Annotated in this window: 16 protein-coding genes; 6 read left to right on the top strand and 10 right to left on the bottom strand. The window is 73.4% G+C overall.

Annotated elements, in window-relative coordinates; genetic code table 11:
- Nucleotide 1 precedes the first annotated feature (1 nt).
- Nucleotides 2-853 carry a general stress protein gene (locus IXW69_RS02405; protein WP_194784778.1) on the bottom strand — a complete coding sequence of 284 codons (852 nt, stop codon included), beginning with the start codon at nt 851-853 and terminating at the stop codon, nt 2-4.
- A gap of 117 nt (nt 854-970) precedes the next feature.
- Between IXW69_RS02405 and IXW69_RS02400 the strand changes: the two genes are divergently transcribed.
- Nucleotides 971-2272 carry a magnesium transporter MgtE N-terminal domain-containing protein gene (locus IXW69_RS02400; RefSeq protein WP_323745130.1) on the top strand — a complete coding sequence of 434 codons (1302 nt, stop codon included), beginning with the start codon at nt 971-973 and terminating at the stop codon, nt 2270-2272.
- Nucleotides 2265-2888 (top strand): DUF1003 domain-containing protein, encoded by a 624-nt coding sequence (locus IXW69_RS02395; RefSeq protein WP_194784777.1) that lies wholly within the window; start codon nt 2265-2267, stop codon nt 2886-2888. The genes IXW69_RS02400 and IXW69_RS02395 overlap by 8 nt, the downstream gene beginning before the upstream one ends.
- A 30-nt stretch (nt 2889-2918) precedes the next feature.
- Here the strand turns inward: IXW69_RS02395 and IXW69_RS02390 are convergent, their stop codons facing one another.
- Complete coding sequence (locus IXW69_RS02390) at nt 2919-5141, bottom strand: acyltransferase family protein (RefSeq protein ID WP_228524516.1); 2223 nt, start codon at nt 5139-5141, stop codon at nt 2919-2921.
- Nucleotides 5142-5314: 173 nt separating this feature from the next.
- Here IXW69_RS02390 and IXW69_RS02385 point away from each other — a divergent pair, with 173 nt between their 5' ends.
- Complete coding sequence (locus tag IXW69_RS02385; RefSeq protein WP_194784776.1) at nt 5315-6463, top strand: Mrp/NBP35 family ATP-binding protein; 1149 nt, start codon at nt 5315-5317, stop codon at nt 6461-6463.
- Nucleotides 6464-6586: 123 nt separating this feature from the next.
- On the opposite strand, the gene IXW69_RS02380 is transcribed toward IXW69_RS02385, so the two are convergent.
- Complete coding sequence (locus IXW69_RS02380; protein ID WP_194784775.1) at nt 6587-7699, bottom strand: twin-arginine translocase TatA/TatE family subunit; 1113 nt, start codon at nt 7697-7699, stop codon at nt 6587-6589.
- Between the two features lie 188 nt (nt 7700-7887).
- Between IXW69_RS02380 and IXW69_RS02375 the strand changes: the two genes are divergently transcribed.
- The gene (locus IXW69_RS02375) at nt 7888-8523 is read left to right on the top strand and encodes an O-methyltransferase (protein WP_194784774.1); all 636 of its coding nucleotides are present in this window, start codon (nt 7888-7890) and stop codon (nt 8521-8523) included.
- A gap of 157 nt (nt 8524-8680) precedes the next feature.
- On the opposite strand, the gene IXW69_RS02370 is transcribed toward IXW69_RS02375, so the two are convergent.
- From IXW69_RS02370 to dapE, 3 genes are all read right to left on the bottom strand, one after another.
- On the bottom strand, nt 8681-8848 hold the full coding sequence (locus IXW69_RS02370; RefSeq protein ID WP_194784773.1) for a DUF3117 domain-containing protein: 168 nt from the start codon (nt 8846-8848) through the stop codon (nt 8681-8683).
- Between the two features lie 150 nt (nt 8849-8998).
- On the bottom strand, nt 8999-9805 hold the full coding sequence (locus IXW69_RS02365; protein WP_194784772.1) for an LOG family protein: 807 nt from the start codon (nt 9803-9805) through the stop codon (nt 8999-9001).
- Nucleotides 9806-9894: 89 nt separating this feature from the next.
- Nucleotides 9895-11103, bottom strand: coding sequence for a succinyl-diaminopimelate desuccinylase (dapE, locus tag IXW69_RS02360; RefSeq protein WP_194784771.1), 1209 nt, complete (start codon nt 11101-11103; stop codon nt 9895-9897).
- A gap of 23 nt (nt 11104-11126) precedes the next feature.
- Between dapE and IXW69_RS02355 the strand changes: the two genes are divergently transcribed.
- Entirely contained in the window at nt 11127-11747 is a 621-nt protein-coding gene (locus IXW69_RS02355; RefSeq protein ID WP_194784770.1) for a GNAT family N-acetyltransferase, read from the top strand.
- 10 nt (nt 11748-11757) lie between these two features.
- Here the strand turns inward: IXW69_RS02355 and IXW69_RS02350 are convergent, their stop codons facing one another.
- On the bottom strand, nt 11758-12420 hold the full coding sequence (locus tag IXW69_RS02350) for a GNAT family N-acetyltransferase (protein WP_194784769.1): 663 nt from the start codon (nt 12418-12420) through the stop codon (nt 11758-11760).
- 92 nt (nt 12421-12512) lie between these two features.
- Nucleotides 12513-14138: an NAD(P)H-quinone dehydrogenase gene (locus IXW69_RS02345; RefSeq protein WP_194784768.1), complete on the bottom strand. Its 1626-nt coding sequence runs from the start codon at nt 14136-14138 to the stop codon at nt 12513-12515.
- A 315-nt stretch (nt 14139-14453) separates the two neighbouring features.
- On the opposite strand from IXW69_RS02345, the gene IXW69_RS02340 reads away from it, so the two are divergent.
- On the top strand, nt 14454-16214 hold the full coding sequence (locus tag IXW69_RS02340; protein ID WP_194784767.1) for a phospho-sugar mutase: 1761 nt from the start codon (nt 14454-14456) through the stop codon (nt 16212-16214).
- Between the two features lie 85 nt (nt 16215-16299).
- Here the strand turns inward: IXW69_RS02340 and deoC are convergent, their stop codons facing one another.
- Entirely contained in the window at nt 16300-16953 is a 654-nt protein-coding gene (deoC, locus tag IXW69_RS02335; protein WP_194784766.1) for a deoxyribose-phosphate aldolase, read from the bottom strand.
- A gap of 69 nt (nt 16954-17022) precedes the next feature.
- Nucleotides 17023-18351: a peptidase T gene (locus tag IXW69_RS02330; protein WP_323745126.1), complete on the bottom strand. Its 1329-nt coding sequence runs from the start codon at nt 18349-18351 to the stop codon at nt 17023-17025.
- Between the last annotated feature and the right edge of the window lie 16 nt (nt 18352-18367).

Here is an 18367-nt window from a genome sequence, read left to right as displayed (position 1 = left end):
GTCAGTCGCGGCGGCGGTCGTCGAAGGGACGCTCGTAGGGGTCGCACGCACTGGCCCCGGACGCCTCGCCGTCGGTGTCGGAGGACTCCTCCGCCCCGTCGGTCTCGGACACGGCCCCGTAGGCGGGCCGCGGAGCCTCGCCGGCGCCCGTCACACCCGAGCCGGCGCTTCCGCTCTCGTCAGCGCCGAGGTCCTGCGGCGGCTCGAGCGCCTCGTCGTCCCGCCCCTCCGGGACGCGCACGCCGAAGCGCGGCTGCTCGTCGGGCCGCGACCCGAACGCCGTGGGGCCGTGACCACGGGCCTCGGCGCGGGCGGCACGACGCTCCTCGGCCCGACGCGCGGCGGCGCCGCCGCGGGTCAGGTTCCCCGGGGCGTCCGCGAGCGCCTGGGCGGCCTCCCCGGCCTGCTCGGAGGCGATGATCGAGTAGCGCGAGGCGACGACGTGGCTCGTCGAGGTGAAGTCCCGGCGCCCGCGCGTGAAGGCGTAGCCGATGAGCTGGAAGACGACGCCCCAGACGATGCCGAGCAGGATGCCGGTGGCGAAGGTGACGCCGGCGGAGCCCCCGGCCCCGACGAGACCCATCATGAGTGCGAAGAAGACGCCGAGCCACAGCCCGGTGCCGGCGCCCTGGATCGCGGCACGCCCCCAGGACATGCGCCCGGTGATGTTCTCAACCTGCCGCAGGTCCGTGCCGATGATGGCGAGGAACTGGACGGGGTAGCCGTCGTCGCTCAGGGAGTCGACGGCGGCCTGCGCCTCGTCGTACGTCTTGAAGGAGGCGACCTCCTCGCCCCGGGGCATGCCGCCCCGGCCGACGGAGACTGACGGGTCCTGCACGGTGAACTGGCTCATGGCCGTATCGTCCCACGTCACGGCCCAGGGGGTAGGAGGCGACGTCGCCTGTCCACCGTGGGCGCATAGGGTGTGCCCGTGGAGAACAGCAGCACGACGACCGCACCCTCGCGCCCCGTGACGACGCGCTCGAGCCAGTCCCGCGGCGGGACCTCGCGGGTCTTCGTCGCCCGCCTCGTGGGCACCACCGTCTTCGACCCCCTCGGCGACGCCGTCGGCAAGGTCCACGACGTCGTCGTCCTCATCCGCCTGCGCGGCGAGCCCCGCGCGGTCGGCTTCGTCATCGACGTCTCCGGCCGACGCCGCGTCTTCCTGCCGCTGTCGCGCGTCACAGCCATCGAGCCGGGCGCCGTCATCACGACCGGCCTGGTCAACATCCGCCGCTTCTCGCAGCGCGCGGTCGAGACCCTCGTCGTCGGAGAGCTCCTCGACCGGGTCGTCACCCTGCGCGACTCCGGGGACTCCGTGACCGTCCGCGACGTCGCCATCGAGCGCGACCGGGAGAAGGACTGGAAGGTGACGCGCCTGTTCGTGCAGCGCGCCTCGTCCGGCCCGCTCGGCCTGCGTCGGGGCGAGACCTTCAACGTGCGTCCCGACGAGGTGACGGGCCTGGCCGGATCGACGGCCCAGCAGGGCGCGACGGCGCTGCTCGCCACGATGGAGGACCTCAAGCCCGCCGACCTCGCCGACGTGCTGTCCGACCTGCCGCTACCCCGTCAGGTCGAGGTCGCCGCCGAGCTCTCCGACGAGCGCCTGGCCGACGCCGTCGAGGAGTTCTCCGACGACGACGCCGTCGCCCTCATCTCCGCCCTCGACACGGCTCGAGCGGCCGACGTGCTCGACGCGATGGAGCCGGACGACGCGGCCGACCTCGTCGGCGAGCTCCCCCAGGAGAAGGCGGCCGAGCTGCTCGGACTCATGCAGCCCGACGAGGCGGAGGACGTCCGTCGCCTCATGACCTACGACGAGTACACGGCCGGCGGCCTCATGACGACCGAGCCGATCATCCTGCCGCCCGAGGCGACCGTCGCGACCTTCCTCGCGCACGCCCGCAAGTCCGAGGTGCCGCCGGCCCTCGCGGCCGTCGCCTTCGTGTGCCGCCCGCCCCTGGAGGCCCCGACGGGCCGGTTCCTCGGGATGATCCACCTCCAGCGTGCGCTGCGCGAGCGCCCCCAGCGCATGGTCGGCTCCATCGTCGACAACGACCTCGAGCAGATCGGGCCGGACGACTCGATCGGTACCGTGACGCGACTGCTCGCGACCTACAACCTCACCGCCTACCCGGTCGTCGACGACTCCGGGCGCCTCCTCGGCGCGGTCTCCGTCGACGACGTCCTCGACCACCTCATGCCGGCCGACTGGCGCGACAACGACGACGAGGTGACCGACGAGACCATCGAGAGGAACGCCAATGCCTGACTCCTCGCTCGACCAGCCCCTGGCCAAGGGCCGCTCGCGCTGGATGCGCTGGACGAACCCGTCCCGCGGCGCCGCCTCCAAGTCGGACACCTCGGGTCGCGTCGCCGAGGCGATCGCGCGATTCTCGGGCACGCCCACCTTCCTCATCTGGCTGACCGTCTTCGTCTTCGTCTGGATGGCGTGGAACAGCTGGGGCCCGGAGTCGCTGCGCTTCGACAAGGCCTCGCTGGGCTTCACGGCCCTCACGCTCATGCTCTCGCTCCAGGCGTCGTACTCGGCGCCCCTCATCCTGCTGGCCCAGAACCGCCAGGACGACCGTGACCGCGTCATGGCCGAGCAGGACCGTCAGCGCGCCGAGTCGAACCTCCAGGACACCGAGTTCCTCACCCGTGAGATCGCCTCGCTGCGCCTGGCGATGAACGACGTCGCGACCCGTGACTTCGTGCGCTCCGAGCTGCGCGACGTCATGGAGGAGATCCTCGCTGAGGAGCGCCGCTCCCGCGAGGAGATCGTCGGTGAGATCGTCGAGGAGCTCGCCGACGAGGACGACGACGAGCCGCGCGCGGACACCGTCGATCCGCGGCAGCAGCCCGGCACCGCGGACGACCGGGTCTGAGGAGCCCGTCCCCGTAGTGCCTGGCGCCCCTCAGTGCTTGGCGAGTGAGGCGATGGCCTGGTTGACCGCCTGGGCGTAGATGGCGCCGCCCTCGGGGCCGGGGTGCACCTGGTCCTGGGCGAGCAGGTCCTCATGGCCCTTGATGGCCTCGTCCCAGGCCGCGACGGCGACCCGGTCGGGGTGCTCGGCGGCGAAGGAGCGGATCTCATCGTTCGCACCGGGGATCCAGGTGGTGCGGGCCGGTCCGTAGCCGGTCACGAGGATGAGGTCGCGGTCCTCGCCGATCGCGGCCAGCAGCGCGTTCAGCTGGTCCTCGGAGACGCCGGCGTTGGTGGCGAGCCCGACGACCACGTACGTGCGGGCGCCGTAGGCGGCGTCGGCCGCGGCGAGCGTCTGGAGGGCCGCCGTGTAGTTGCGCGAGACCTTGGCGTCGACGCCCACCCCGGGGAAGAGCGCCTCCATCGAGGGCGCCGAGGCGAGGGCCACGGAGTCGCCGATGACCTCGACCTGGTCGCCCGGCACGGCGGCGCCGTCGGCCGGGACCTGGCTCGGGGCGGGCGTCGCGGTCGGGGTGGCGCTCGCGCCGGGCGAGGCTGTCGCGGAGGGGGCCGGGGTGGCCGACGGCGGGGCGCTCGGGGTACCGCTCGCGGAGGCGGTGGCCGACGGCTGGGCGCTCGGGGTCGCCAGGGCGAGGGCGCCGGCCTCGATGGCCTGCTGGGCGCTCGACTCCCGCGGCTGCGCGGCGAAGGCGAGGGCGACGAGCATGACGACGACGGTGACGGCGGCGCTGAGTGAGACGAGGCCGCGGCTGGTCATCCCGCGGGCGGAGCGCAGCCACGCCGCGACGCCGTCGCGCCGGATCGGGGTCTCGATGAAGCGGTAGGACAGCTCCGCGACGACGACGCTGACGACCGTGACCGAGGCGGCGACGGCCCCCGGAGAGGTGGCGGCCGGGGCCGCGTAGAAGGCGAGGACCCACAGCGGCCAGTGCCACAGGTAGAGGCCGTAGGAGCGGGTCCCGAGCCAGCCCAGCGGCTTGGCCTCGAGGATCCGCGGCAGGATCGCGGCTGGGCCGGGTGCCTCGGCGACCTCGCGGGTGAGGGACTGGAGGATGAGGGCCGTCAGGACGGAGGCGAGGGCGAGCCAGCAGGTCGTCTGGAAGGGGCCCGCGCCGCGCGCGCCGTCGTCGGCGACGCGACCGACCACGAGGAGGCCGGCGAGCCCGACCCAGCCGAGGGCCCCGCGCAGGCTCCTCGCGCGCGGGGGCGCGGCGGGGAGCTCGGGGTCGAGGGCGCGCCCGTGCCACAGGGCCAGGGCGGCTCCGAGCATGAGCCCGAAGGCGTGGGCGTCCGTTCCCATGTACGTGCGCGAGGACGAGGCGCCGTGGGCGGCGAGCACGCCCGCCCAGACGAAGGAGGCGACCGACAGGACGAGGGCTCCGACGGCGGCGCGCCTCGTGGCCCGGCGGTCCGTGCGGCCGGCGAGCAGGAGGATGAGGACGAGAGGCCAGACGACGTAGAACTGCTCCTCGACCGCGAGCGACCACACGTTGGTCAGAAGGAGGGGCTGGGCCTGGTCGAAGTAGCTCGAGCCGGCGGCGATCTCCACCCAGTTGTAGACGAGGGCAGCGGCGCCGAGAACCTGGCGGCGCACGCCCAGGAGGACGTCCCCGCCCAGCGCCGCGGCGAGGGACACGACGACGACGACGGCCAGGAGCAGCGCCGGGACGATGCGCCGCAGGCGGCGGCTCCAGAAGCGCTTGAGGTCGGTGCGACCCGTGCGGCGCCGCTCGTCGACGAGGAGGGTCGTGATGAGGAAGCCGGAGATGACGAAGAAGGCGTCGACGCCGACCATGCCGCCGGCCATGGCGCGCGGGAGCAGGTGGTAGACGAGGACGAGGGCGACCGCGACGGCGCGCAGGCCGTCGACGCCGACGATCCGTCCCCGGCGGGGGCCCGTCGGGCGGGGCGCGGCCCCGCGTCGCGGGGGCCGGGCGGCCGGCGGTCGCACGGCCGTGCGCGTGCCGGGGCGCCCGGTCCTGGCGCTGGCGACGCCGGGGCGGCGTCCACTCGTGCCGCGGTTCGGGACGGGCGTCGTGGCGCGGGCGGAGCCGCTGCCGTCGGAGCCCGCGCGTGCTCGGGCGGCGCGCTGGGCGCGGAGGGCGGCCGCGGAGCGGGCGGCGCTGCCCGGCTCGCGGCTGGTGGAGCCGCCGGTCCGGGGGCGGCCGGGTCGGGGCTCGTGGGTGGAGGTCATCGACGTGGGGGTGCTTGTCTCGTGAGTCGGGGCGGCGCTGCCGTCGCTGTCGTCGTGGTACTAACAACCCTATGCGTCCCCGGCCCGGGATTCTCTCAGCCGAGAGGACGACTCGCCCGCCACGTGCTCCTCACCACGACGGAGGGCCTCTGGGCCACCCGTAGGATGGGCTCATGTCCATCCCCACCGAAGAGCAGGTACGCGAGGCTCTCACCCGCGTCATCGATCCGGAGATCCGGCGGCCCATCACCGATCTCGGCATGGTCGAGTCCGTCGAGATCAGCGACGACGGCGTCGTCACCGTCGGGGTCCTCCTCACGGTCTCGGGATGTCCGCTCCGGGACACGATCACCGCGGACACCCGCAAGGAGGTCGGCGCCATCGACGGCGTCACCGACGTGCAGGTCCGTATGGGCGTCATGAACGACGAGCAGCGAGCCGAGCTGCGCACGCGTCTGCGCGGAGGCGCCGCTGAGCCGGTCATCCCCTTCACGAAGCCCGGCAGCCTCACCAAGGTCTACGCGGTCACCTCAGGCAAGGGCGGCGTCGGCAAGTCCTCGGTCACCGCGAACCTCGCCGCGGCCCTGGCGGCGCAGGGTCTGTCCGTGGGCGTCGTCGACGCGGACATCTACGGCTTCTCGATCCCCCGCATGCTCGGCGTCGACCAGGTCCCCACGCAGCTCGACGGCATGATCGTCCCGCCCGTGGCGCACGACGTGAAGGTCATCTCGATCGGCATGTTCGTCGAGGACAAGCAGCCGGTCGTCTGGCGCGGCCCCATGCTGCACCGCGCCGTCCAGCAGTTCCTCTCCGACGTCTTCTGGGGCGACCTCGACGTCCTCCTCCTCGACCTCCCGCCCGGCACCGGCGACGTCACCATCTCCGTGGCGCAGCTCCTGCCGAACGCCGAGATCCTCGTCGTGACGACGCCACAGCAGGCCGCTGCGGAGGTCGCGGAGCGCACGGGGCTCATCGCGACGCAGACCCACCAGAAGGTCGTCGGCGTCATCGAGAACATGTCCTACATGCCGCAGCCCGACGGCTCACGGCTCGAGATCTTCGGCTCCGGCGGCGGCCAGGCCGTGAGCGAGTCCCTCTCGGCGACCCTCGGCTACGAGGTGCCGCTGCTCGCGCAGCTCCCGCTCGACATCCGGCTGCGGGAGGGCTCGGACACGGGCACCCCGGCGACGGTCGCCGACGGCGGCAAGCCGGCGGCGGACGCCCCGGCGGCGCTCGAGCTCTCGCGCGTCGCGCAGCAGCTCGGGCACGTGAAGCGCGGCCTTTCCGGCATGCGGCTCGGTGTGAGCCCGGTCAACAGCTGACGTCCCGCGCCCGGGAGGGCGACCTGGCGGCACGGGACGAAGGACGGGGCCCGCCCACGAAGCGATTGGTGGGCGGGCCCCGTCCTCGTGCTCGGGGAGAGAGGCTGACGGCTCGTCGGCCTCTCAGGCGTCGACGCGGGCGCGGGCTGCCTCGGCGCGGGTCCGCGCGGCCTCGTTGGCAGCGCGCACGATGTCGCGCGGCGAGACGGGGCGCACGCGCTCCGCCGAGGCTCGTGGAGCGCCGTCAACCGGCGCGACGAGTGAGGAGGGGACGACGGGAGCGGTGCGCTCGGGAGCCGGGTCGGCTGGGGCGCCGGCACCGGTTCCGACGAGGACGCCATGGGGCGCGGGAGCGGCTGCCTCGACCTGCTCAGCACCATCGGCCTCGGCGGTCTCACCCGCTCGGTCCGCGAGGGCGTCCTCGATCGTGTCGGTGGGGTCGAGGATCCCGGCGACGTCCTCGACGACGTCGCCGGCGGACTCCGCGGCGCCGGCGAGGAAGACGCGGCGCTCCGGGTCCTCGACCTCGTCGTCATCGTCGGCGGCGGCACGCGGCCCGCCGGACTCGTCCCCCGCAGCCTCGATGGCGGCCTCGGGCTCACCAGCACCCGTGGAGTCCTCGGTGGAGGTCTCGTCCTGGGCGGTCGCGCCGGTGCGCGCGGCCGTCTCCGCGTCCGTCACCCCCGCGACACGGGCGGCTTCCTCGGCGGTGGCAGCGTCGGCAGCGTCCTCGCTGGTGGCGTCACGGGCGTCACCGGTGGCGGCGACGGCAGCGGCCGCGCCGGTCGCCGTGGCACCCGACGCCACGGCACGGGCGGCACGCGTCTCCTCGGCCTTGTCGTCGATCATCTGCTTGAGCGACTTGTTGGTGGTACCGGCGTTGACCTCCGCGTTGACCTCCCCGGCGGCCTCGTCGGCGCTGCCGCGGGCGGCGTCGACGACCGACTTGATGGGGTTCTCGAAGTCCTTGCGGATCGCGTCGATGTCCTCTCCGAGGGCGTCACGGACGATCTTGCGCGGGTCGTAGTTGCGCGGGTCGAGGTCGGAGAGGTTGATGTCCGCGAGCTCGGGGCCGACCTCCTCAGCGATCTGCTGCTTGGCGTTGTCGAGGAAGAGACGCAGCTGACGCACCCACTGCGTGACCGTGCGGGTGTACTCGGGCAGGCGCTGCGGGCCGACCACGATGGCGATGACGAGGAGGATGACGAGGAACTCGCCACCGGAGATGCCGAACACGCGGCAAGTATAGGGAGCGGCCCGCGCGGCGGACGTGCGCCGTCCCACGCCGCCCGCGTGCGCATCGCCACGGCACCATGCGCCCGCCCGGGACGCGGACCTGGAACAATGAGCGCGCAGCCGACGCGCGCCGCGCGCGGCCCGGCACGGCGCGTCGAGCCAGGACGCAGGTTAGGAAAGGCCACATCGTGAGTGCTGACAAGACCCTCAGCTGGTCCTACACGGAGGACTTCGCCTCGGAGGGCGAGCCCGCCGCCCAGGCACGGGTGCGCGGTGTCGAGCTGGGCACGGATCCTGTCTCCGTCGGCACGGGTGCCGCCCTGCGCATGCTGACCGCCGCCGTGGGCGCCCGCTCCGTCGCGGAGATCGGCACAGGCACCGGCGTGTCAGGTCTCTGGCTCCTGGACGGCATGGGCCCGGCGGGTGTCCTCACCACGATCGACGTCGAGGCCGAGCTCCAGCGCGAGGCCCGTCGTTCCTTCGAGGCCGCCGGGTACCCGTCGTCGCGCACGCGCCTCATCCAGGGCCGAGCGGCCGACGTCATGCCCCGCATGGCCGCCCGCTCCTACGACATGGTCGTCCTCGACATCGACCCGGAGGAGGCCGCCGAGCTCGCCGAGAGCGCCATTCGCATGCTCCGGGCGGGCGGAGCCCTGGTGGTGACGCACGCCCTTCAGAACGACCACGTCGGTGACCCCGCGCGCCGCGACGCCCAGACCGTCGCGGCCCGCGAGCTCGGTCGCCGTCTGCGCGAGCGGGAGGACATGCTCACGACGCTCCTGCCCGTCGGCGACGGCCTCCTCGTCGCGGTGCAGGCCGCCTGAGAAGCGGACCACGCCGCCGGACGTCGGCCTGAGGCCGCCCTGCCGGCACGACGAAGGACCGGGTCCCTCACGGGGGACCCGGTCCTCTCTCGTACCGTTCCGCCTCACGGGCGGCGGCTCCGCGCGACGCGTCAGTGGCGCGTGACGGCCGTGGCGCTCAGATCTTGACGGAGGACAGAGCCTCCTGGAGCTCCTTGATCTCGTCCGGGGTGATCTCGACGACGAGGCGGCCGCCGCCCTCGAGCGGTACCCGCATGATGATCGAGCGGCCTTCCTTGACGACCTCGAGCGGCCCGTCTCCGGTCCTGGGCTTCATGGCAGCCATGGGCTCCCCTTTCGGTGCGTTTCCGCGGATCCTCCCCGCGCTACCAGGTGGATCTTACCGTATGGAACCCGCAAGCAGCGGGCAAAGGTGGCCGACTCCATTCAGGTTCAACCACTTTGCTGACGCCACGGCACGATCCAGTCGAGCGCCTCACTCCATCGCGTCGGCGGCCTCCACGGCCTGAGCGGCGGCCTCGGCCGCCGCCTGCGCCGCGGCGTCGGCACGAACCCGCCTCGCGGTGCCGACGACGAGCTCGACGGCCTCCTCAGCGGTGTCGACGACGTGGAGGAGGTCGGGGTCCTCCGGGGAGACGGTGCCCGCCTCGACGAGCGTCGAGCGGATCCAGTCAACCAGGCCGCCCCAGTACTCCCGTCCCACGAGGACCACGGGGAAGGAGAGGACCTTGCGCGTCTGGACGAGGGTGAGAGCCTCGAAGAGCTCGTCCATGGTCCCGAATCCGCCCGGCATGACGACGAAGCCGTCGGAGTACTTGACGAACATCGTCTTGCGGGCGAAGAAGTAGCGGAAGCTGACGCCGAGGTCGACGTACTCGTTCATGCCCTGCTCGTGCGGGAGCTCGATGCCGAGGCCGACGCTGACGCCGCCCGCCTCCTGGGCACCCTTGTTGGCGGCCTCCATGGCGCCGGGACCGCCTCCCGTGATGACCGCGTAGCCGGCGTCGGACAGTCGGCGGCCAATCTCCTCGGCGACGGCGTAGGAGGGGGCGTCGGGGCTCGTGCGCGCCGAGCCGAACACGCTGACCGCGGGCCCGAGCTCTGCGAGCGCGCCGAAGCCCTCGACGAACTCGGCCTGGATGCGCATGACGCGCCACGGGTCGTTGTGGAGCCAGTCGGTGTCGTCCCGGCTGGCCAGGAGGCGCGCGTCGGTCGTCTGGGCGGGGATCTGGGTGCCGCGCAGCAGCACCGGACCCTTGCGGTAGGACTCTCTCTTGGTCATAGGGGGAATGATCCACCCGTCGCGGGCGTGCTCCCTGAACAACACCCGGCCGCCGGGTGAACGCGGCCGCCCCCGCCGCGAGCGCGAGCTCAGGAGAGCCAGTCGCGCAGGACCTCGGCCACGCCGCGCACCTGGCCGACGGGGCAGTGCTCGTCGTCGGTGTGGGCGAGGAGGGCGTCGCCGGGGCCGAGGTTGACGGCCGGGATCCCGGCTGCGGAGAAGCGGGCGACGTCGGTCCACCCGTACTTGGGACCGACCGCTCCCCCGCGCCGGCGCACCGCGTCGATGAGCTCGGCGGCGAGCGGCGAGTCGAGGCCGGGGCGGGCGGCCGGGCTGAGGTCGTCCAGAGTGACGGTGACGGGACCGGTGCCGCCGTCGATAACGGGGTCGGTCGCACCGTCGTCGCCGCTCCCGTCGACGGGCAGGCCCGCGAGGACGCGCTTGGCGCGGGCGAGCGCGGCCTCGGCCGGGAGGTCCGGAGCGAAGCGGTAGTTGACGGCGATCCTGCACGACGGCGGGATAGTGTTCGCGGCCACGCCACCCTCGATGAGGGTGACGTTGAAGCCCTCGCGGTAGGCGAGGCCCTCGACGTCGACGGTGCGCACGGGCGCGGCGGCGGCGCGACCGATCAGCACGCCCGCGGCGTGGACGGCGTTGGCGCCCACCCAGGCGCGCCCGGAGTGGGCGGCACGACCCGGCACGTCGAGGATGAGGCGGAGGGTGCCGTTGCAGCCGCCCTCGATGTCGCCCGCGGTTGGCTCGCCGAGGACGGCGAGGTCCGCCGTGAACCAGTCGGGGTGGGCGTCGAGCGCACGGCCGAGTCCGTTGAGGGAGGCCTCGACCTCCTCGTGGTCGTAGAGGACCCAGGTGACGTCGCGGCGCGGGGCGGTGAGGGTGGCCGCGAGGTGGAGGATGACGGCGTCGCCGCCCTTCATGTCGACCGAGCCGCGCCCCCACAGGACCTCCGCGCCGTCGCGGGTCTCGAGGCGACCGGGGACGTTGCCCTCCGGCTGGTCGGGCGTGACGGCGACGGGCACGGTGTCGAGGTGCCCGGCGACGATGACGCGCTCTGCGAGGCCCAGGTTGGTCCGCGCGACGACGGTGTCTCCGTGCCGCAGGACCTCGAGGTGGTCGTAGGTCCGCAGAGCAAGCTCGACGGCGTCGGCGAGCCCGGTCTCCTCCCCGGAGACGGAGCGGACGTCGACGAGACCGCGGGCGATCTCGACGGGGTCGCCGTCCAGCGCGGGCAGGACGACGGGGGCGCTGGCGGGTCCGGGGCTCTCGGGCTGCTCGCTCATGCGGCCAGGGTACGGTCGGTGCCGTGACCTCTACTCAGGACGACAGCATCCGGATCCTGCGCGAGGACGACCCCGAGCACGCCCGGCTCCTCGCGGAGGGCTGGGAGGTCGTCGCGGAGTCATGGGGCGCCCGGCTCCGCCTCGGCGACGACGCCGACCTCTCCCTCCTCCTCGACGCGGTGGCAGTGGCCCAGGACGACGGCTACTCCGTGGAGCGGCTGCACGCCCAGGACGCCGAGGACCTTCGCACGCTTCAGGCCGCCGTGCTCCCCGACTACCCCGCCACGCCTGCGACACCCGCGACACCCGCGCCGGACGATCTCGAGGAGCTTCTGCGCACTGACCGCTGGCTCGCCTTCGGCGCCCGCGCCGCTGACGGGTCCCTCGCCGCCTTCACGACGATCGAGCATCTCGAGGACGAGGACCGCTGGGAGGTCGACCGGACCGCCGTCGCGCGCAAGCACCGGCGCCACGGCCTCGCGAAGGCCGTCAAGGCGCTCAGCATCCTCACGACCTACTCACTGGGAGCACGCGTGTGGGGCACCGGCGGGGCCGCGGTCAACGCCGGCAGCCTCGCCATGAACAAGGCGCTCGGCTTCGAGCTCGAGCCGCTCTGGCACTCGCTCCGGCGACCGGGAGCCTGAGTCCCGGACCTCAGTCCTGGCCGCCGCGGTGGGAGACCCGCTCGCGCCACATCGCCCACGGTCGCGCGCCTTCCCACGCCTCGACCGGGCGCATGGGAGTGAAGCCGAGGCGCTCGTAGACGCGTCCCGACTCGGGGGTCGAGGACTCGAGGTAGGCGTCGTCGTCCTCGGCGTCGATGATCGCGAGCCGGTAGCGCATGAGCGCGGTGCCGATCCCCCGGCCTCGGTGCTCGGGGGCGACTCCGAGGACCTTGAGGTACCAGGACGGCCGCTGCGGGCGGTGCGCCGCCACGACGTCGTCGGTGCGGGCGGCGCGCAGCGCGCCGGACAGCCCCAGGGCGCGCACGTAGCGCGGCAGGGTGCGCGCGTGACCGCGCAGGCCGACGTGGGTGCCCGTGGGGCAGATCCACACCCCGACCCCGACGATCCGTCCGTCGATCCGGGCGACGTCGACGGTGCCGGAGGGCAGCGGCCCGTCCTCGAGGATGCAGGCGAAGAGGCCGGCGGAGCGCGAGGGTGGCACGGGTCCGTGCAGGCCCAGCGTGGCGCGCAAGGGCGCGTCGTCCTGGAAGGCCTCGGCGAGGACGCGGGCGGCCTCGGACGCGTCCGCGGGTGCCGCGGGCGTGACGGAGCAGGCGGAGGCAGGGACCTCCGCACTCAGGCAGTAGGGCATAACTGAACCCTATGCCGCACTGACTGATCCGGGAGACCAGGATGTGAGGTCACGAGATGATCACGATCCCGCCCGGTGCCCAACCCCTCGCGTCAGCGCACGTGGAGCTGGCGCGCCGCCTCCGTGAGCGTGCCGGACAGGGACGGGTAGACGCTGAAGGCGTTCATCATCTGCTCGACGGTGAGGCGGTGCGTGACCGCCAGGGTGACGGCGAGGATCTGCTCGCTGGCCCGGGTGCCGACGACGACGCCGCCGAGGACCTCCCCCGTGCGGCGCTGCGAGAAGAGCTTGATGAAGCCCTCGTTGAGGCCGAGCATCTTCGCCCTCGGGTTGCGCGCGAGCGGGACGGTCGTGGAGACGGCGTCGTACTCGCCGGTGGAGGCCTCGGCCTCGGTGATGCCGATGGCGGCGATCTCGGGGACGGTGAAGACCGCCTGGGCGACGGTCTCGACGGCGAGCGGGGCGACGGCGTCGCCGAGGGCGTGGCGCATGGCGGTGCGCCCCTGCATGGCGGCGACGGAGGCGAGCGGGAGGACGCCGGTGCAGTCGCCGGCGGCGTAGACGCGGTAGGCCGTCGTGCGCGAGACCCGGTCCACCCGGACGTGGCCGGACTCCGTGACGCCGACGCCCGCCTCCTCCAGGCCGATCCCGTCGGTTGCGGGGACGGCGCCGACCGCCATGAGGCAGTGCGATCCCGAGACGACCCGTCCGTCAGCGAGGGTCACCTCGACGCGCTCGTCCTCGGTCCCCTCCCCCACGACCCGGGCAGCCTGGGCACGAGCGCCGGAGAGGACCTCCATGCCTCGGCGCCGGAAGCCGGCCTCGACGAGGTTCGCGGCGTCCGCGTCGACAGTGGGGAGGACCCGATCGCGGCTGGAGACGAGGGTGACACGGGAGCCGAGCGCGAGGTAGGCGCCGGCGAACTCCGCACCGGTCACGCCGGAGCCGACGACGATGAGGTGCTCGGGGAGCTCGGCGAGGTCGTAGAGCTGGGTCCAGGTGAGGATCCGCCTGCCGTCGGGCGCCGCGTCCGGCAGGACGCGCGGGCGGGCGCCGGTGGAGACGAGGACGACGTCGGCGAGCAGGTCGCGCTCGACCCCGGCCTCGCGGCCGTCGCCCTCGGCGACGTGGACGGTGCGGACCCCCTCGTCGTCGAGCGTCCCGAGACGACCGCGGCCGCGGATCACCTCGATGCCCTTCTCGGCCATGCGCGCGGTGAGGTCGCGCGACTGGTCACCGGCGAGACCGCGCACCCGGCCGTTGACGGCCCCGAGGTCGACGTGAGCGACCTGCTCGCCGTCACCGACGGTGATGCCGAGCTCGTGGGCCTGCTCGGTGGTGGTGAGCCACTCGGCGGTGGCGATGAGGGTCTTGGACGGGACGACGTCCGTGAGAACGGCGGAGCCGCCGATGCCCTTGGCCTCGATGAGCTGGGTGCGCGCCCCGAGCTGGGCCGCGACGAGGGCGGCCTCGTAGCCGCCGGGGCCGCCGCCGAGGATGACGACCCGCAGGCCCTGGCGCACGGGCGAGGCGCCGGGGTCGAGGTCGGTGCGACGCAGGCTCGGGGCGCCGGCCGGGGCACCGGCGACGGCGGCTCCCGCCGGGCGCGAGCGCTCCGCCCCCGTCTCGGAGGCGTCAGGGGCGGTCGGTCGACCGGTGCCGGCGCTCTGCGTCGTCGTCGTGCTCGTGCGTGCGTCGTCGGGGTGCTGCGTGCTCATCCTCACATCATGCCTGCTGCACGCGCGCCGGGGGGCGGGACGACGCCCCCACGAGGCCCGCCGCTCTCGCCCCGGGCCGCATCCGAGACTAACCTCGCCCGCCTGTGATGAGCACATAAGTATGCGGTCGATGCTCGATCTACTCAAGCTGAACGGCGACGAGGTGACGGGGACGCCGGTGCCGTGAGCCACGGCACGCGCGCGGACGAGCACGCGGAAACGTTGCGAGCGCGCGCCGCACCTGTGGTCACCACCACCCATGAGCACGGTCACGACACACGCGATCCGCGTCGTCGTCCCGGTAGCGTCGGATGCATGACCCAGTCCCCCGAGGCCGCTCTCAACGCTGACCAGACCTCTCTCATGAACGCCGTCAACGCCTGGATCGACGAGGATCCCGACGCCGCCACCCGTGACGAGCTCCGTGCCCTCCTCACCACCTCCCAGGCCGGCACCCCCTCCGAGCGGGAGGCCGCCACGGCCGAGCTCGCCGACGCCTTCTCCGGAACGCTCCAGTTCGGCACCGCCGGGCTGCGCGGCCGCCTCGGCGGCGGCCCCAACCGCATGAACCGCGTCGTCGTCATCCGCGCGGCAGCCGGCCTGGCCGCCTACCTGCGCGAGACCCTCGGAGAGGGCTTCACGGTCGTCATCGGGTACGACGCCCGGCACAACTCCGACGTCTTCGCGCGCGACACCGCCAGCGTCGTCACCGGGGCCGGGGGCAGGGCGATCCTCTTCGACCGCTGCGCCCCCACCCCGGTCCTCGCCTTCGCCCTGCGCAGCCTCGGCGCCGACGCCGGCGTCATGGTGACCGCCTCGCACAACCCGCCTCAGGACAACGGCTACAAGGTGTACCTCGGTGGCCGCGCCGTCACCGACTCCGGCCAGGGCGCCCAGATCGTCCCGCCCTACGACGGCGAGATCGCCTCCCGGATCGCCGCCGTCGGCGCCCTCGCCGACGTCCCCATGCCGGAGTCCGGCTGGGAGACCATCGGCACCGAGCTCATCGAGGAGTACACGGACGTCGCCTCCCGCGTCGCGCGCACCGGCGCCGCCGCCCCGCTCAAGATCGTCCTCACCGCCATGCACGGCGTGGGCGGCGAGATCTGCCGCGAGGCCCTGTACCGCGCCGGCTTCGACGACGTCGTCGTCGTCCCCGAGCAGTTCGAGCCGGACCCGGACTTCCCCACCGTTTCCTTCCCGAATCCGGAGGAGCCCGGCGCCCTCGACCTCTCCCTGGCACTGGCAAAGGAGGTCGGCGCGGACCTCGTCCTCGCCAACGACCCCGACGCCGACCGCTGCTCCGCGGCCGTCCCCGACGAGCACGCCCCCGGCGGCTGGCGCCAGCTCACCGGTGACGAGGTCGGCTCCGTGCTCGGAGAGCAGGCGGCCGAGCTCGCCTCCTTCACCGGCACCGGGATCCTCGCGAACTCCATCGTCTCCTCCCGGCTCCTGCGCCGCATCGCCCAGGCGCACGGCCTCGGCCACCGCATCACGCTCACCGGCTTCAAGTGGATCAGCCGCGTGCCGCACCTCGTCTACGGCTACGAGGAGGCCCTCGGGTACTGCGTCGACCCGCTGTCCGTGCGGGACAAGGACGGCATCTCCGCCTCGGTGCGCCTCGCCGTCCTGGCGAGCGTCCTCAAGCAGCAGGGGCGGACGATCACGGACCTCCTCGACCGCCTCGCCCGCGAGCACGGGCTGTACGCGACGAGCCCGCTGAGCGTGCGCGTCGAGGACCGCTCCTTCATCACCGACTCTATGGAGCGCCTGCGCGCCGGCGGCGCCCCTGCCCGCCTGGCTGGCTCCCCCGTCGTCGACGTCTTCGACCTCCTCGACGGCGCCAGCGACGGGAACGGGAAGCAGCTCCCGCCCACGGACGGCCTCATCTTCAAGACCGCCGACGACGACCGCGTCGTCATCCGCCCCTCCGGCACCGAGCCCAAGCTCAAGTGCTACTGCGAGGTCGTCGTGCCGGTGGACGCGGAAGACCCGGTCGAGGTCGCGCGTCGCACGGCCGCCGAGCGCCTCGAGGAGATCAAGTCCGACCTGCGCGGCGTGCTCGGCATCGCCTGAGCACCTGAGACGGACGGCCCGGCCCGGGTCAGTGATCGCTGACCGGGGCCGCGCCGTACCTCACCGAGGTCGGTTGAGCGAGGACTCAGCCCTCGAGTCCCTCCAGGATCGCGACGCTCGCGGAGACACCGAGGCGGCTCGCACCGGCCTCGATCATGGCGAGGGCGGTCTCAGCGTCGCGGATGCCGCCCGAGGCCTTGACCCCGAGCCGGTCGCCGACGGTGGCGCGCATGAGCTCGACGGCGTGGACGGAGGCGCCGCCGGCCGGGTGGAAGCCCGTCGACGTCTTGACGAAGTCGGCGCCGGCCCGTTCGGAGGCCTCGCACACGGCGACGATCTCGTCGTCGGTGAGGGCGGCGGACTCGATGATGACCTTGAGGAGGTGCTCCCCCACGGCCTCCTTGACGGCCCGGACGTCCGCCTCCACGGCGTCGTAGTCATGCTCCTTGACCTGCTTGAGGTTGACGACCATGTCGACCTCGTCCGCGCCCTTGGCCACGGAGTCGGCGGCCTCGGCGGCCTTGACGCTCGTGGCGTGCGCGCCGGAGGGGAAGCCGCACACGGTGGCGACCTTCAGTCCCTCGGGGACCTCGACCGGCAGCTGGTTCGGAGAGACGCACACGGAGAAGGTGCCGAGCTCGGCCGCCTGCGCGATGAGCGCGGCGACCTGCTCACCGGTGGACTCGGGCTTGAGGAGGGTGTGGTCAATGATGGCGGCGACGTCGCTGCGCTGGCTCATGGGGTTCCTCTCGGGTCGGGGTGGTGACGCCGGCCGGGGCGGGCCGGGCTCTGGGTGAAGGCTACGGGTTCAGCGTCCCGCGGCGAGACGCACGAGCTCGCGGCACACGCGGTAGGACGCCGCGAAGGAGGGCAGCGGCAGGAGCTCGGCGGCGGAGTGGAAGTTGTGGGCTCCCGTGAACACGTTGGGCGTGAAGATCCCCTGCGTCGAGAGCCAGGAGCCGTCGGTTCCGCCGCGCATGGCGAGCGGGATCGGGGCGATGCCGAGGCGCTCGAGCGCGGTGCGCACGTGCGTCAGGGCGTGCTCGTTGCCCGGGGTACGGGCGTCGGCGAGGTTGGCGTAGACGTCGTCGACCTCGAGCGCGAAACCGGCCCGGGGATGGGCCGCGGCGACCTCGTCGACGATCCGTCGCAGCCGGTTCTTCTTCTCCTCGTAGCCGGCCCGGTCGTGGTCCCGGATGGAGATGGTGAGCGTGCACGTCGACTGGTCGCCGACGACGTCGTGGACCCAGACGTAGCCCTCCCGGTCCTCGGTGTGCTCGGGGGTCTCGAGCGGGTCGAGGCGGGCGATGAGCTCCGAGGCGATGAGGATCGGGTTGACGAGGACGCCCTTGCCGCTCATCGGGTGGGTGGCGACGCCCGCGACCCGCAGGGTGCAGGTGGCGGCGTTGAAGGTCTCCTCGACGACCTCGCCGATCTCGCAGGAGTCGAGCGTGTAGGCCCAGGCGACGTCGAAGCGGCCCAGGTCCATGGTGCGCACGCCGCGCAGGCCGATCTCCTCGTCGGGGACGAAGGAGAGGACGACGTCGCCGTGCGGCTCCCCCTCCCCTGCCGCGTCGGCGGTGAGCAGGTCGCAGGCGAGCTGCATGACGGTGGAGACGCCGGCCTTGTCGTCGGCGCCGAGCACGCTCGTGCCGTCGGAGACGAGGATCCGCTGCCCGGCGTAGCGGGCGAGCTCGGGGTGCTCGGTCAGGCGGATCCGGGCGCCCGTGGCGGGGTCCTGGATGAGGTCTCCGCCGTCCGAGACGCCGTCGTAGTCGACGGCACGGGCGCGCACGACGGGGCTCAGGCCGGAGTCGACGGTGTCGAGGTGGGTGCAGAAGCCGATGGCCGGGGCGCTCGGGTCCGTGGCAGGGACCCGAGCCGTGAGGACGCTGGTCTCCGAGAGGTGGACGTCGGCGGCGCCTGCTGCCGTGAGCTCGGTGGCGAGCAACCGGGCGAGCTCGCGCTGCCCCTCGCTCGTAGGCAGCTCGGTGCGTGATGCGTCGGACTGGCTGGGGATCGCGCTGTAGCGCAGGAACCGGCCCGCGAGGGCGTCCTCGAGGGCGGCCCCGGTCGGGGCGCCGGCGATCGGTGCCCGTGCCGGTGCCGGGATTCCGTTCCCGTCCACCTCACTCACGCGGTCATCCTGCTGC

Origin of the sequence: Actinomyces haliotis (assembly GCF_015355765.1) — a bacterium.
Lineage (GTDB): Bacteria > Actinomycetota > Actinomycetes > Actinomycetales > Actinomycetaceae > Actinomyces > Actinomyces haliotis.
Note: the sequence above shows the minus strand (reverse complement) of the source record. Positions and strands in the feature narration are given on the sequence as shown.

Coding starts and splice junctions, on each gene's coding strand:
- IXW69_RS02405 (WP_194784778.1), bottom strand. CDS start 853: ATGAGCCAGTTCACCGTGCAGGACCCGTCAGTCTCCGTCGGCCGGGGC.
- IXW69_RS02395 (WP_194784777.1), top strand. CDS start 2,265: ATGCCTGACTCCTCGCTCGACCAGCCCCTGGCCAAGGGCCGCTCGCGC.
- IXW69_RS02390 (WP_228524516.1), bottom strand. CDS start 5,141: ATGACCTCCACCCACGAGCCCCGACCCGGCCGCCCCCGGACCGGCGGC.
- IXW69_RS02385 (WP_194784776.1), top strand. CDS start 5,315: ATGTCCATCCCCACCGAAGAGCAGGTACGCGAGGCTCTCACCCGCGTC.
- IXW69_RS02370 (WP_194784773.1), bottom strand. CDS start 8,848: ATGGCTGCCATGAAGCCCAGGACCGGAGACGGGCCGCTCGAGGTCGTC.
- IXW69_RS02365 (WP_194784772.1), bottom strand. CDS start 9,805: ATGACCAAGAGAGAGTCCTACCGCAAGGGTCCGGTGCTGCTGCGCGGC.
- dapE (WP_194784771.1), bottom strand. CDS start 11,103: ATGAGCGAGCAGCCCGAGAGCCCCGGACCCGCCAGCGCCCCCGTCGTC.
- IXW69_RS02350 (WP_194784769.1), bottom strand. CDS start 12,420: ATGCCCTACTGCCTGAGTGCGGAGGTCCCTGCCTCCGCCTGCTCCGTC.
- IXW69_RS02345 (WP_194784768.1), bottom strand. CDS start 14,138: ATGAGCACGCAGCACCCCGACGACGCACGCACGAGCACGACGACGACG.
- IXW69_RS02340 (WP_194784767.1), top strand. CDS start 14,454: ATGACCCAGTCCCCCGAGGCCGCTCTCAACGCTGACCAGACCTCTCTC.
- deoC (WP_194784766.1), bottom strand. CDS start 16,953: ATGAGCCAGCGCAGCGACGTCGCCGCCATCATTGACCACACCCTCCTC.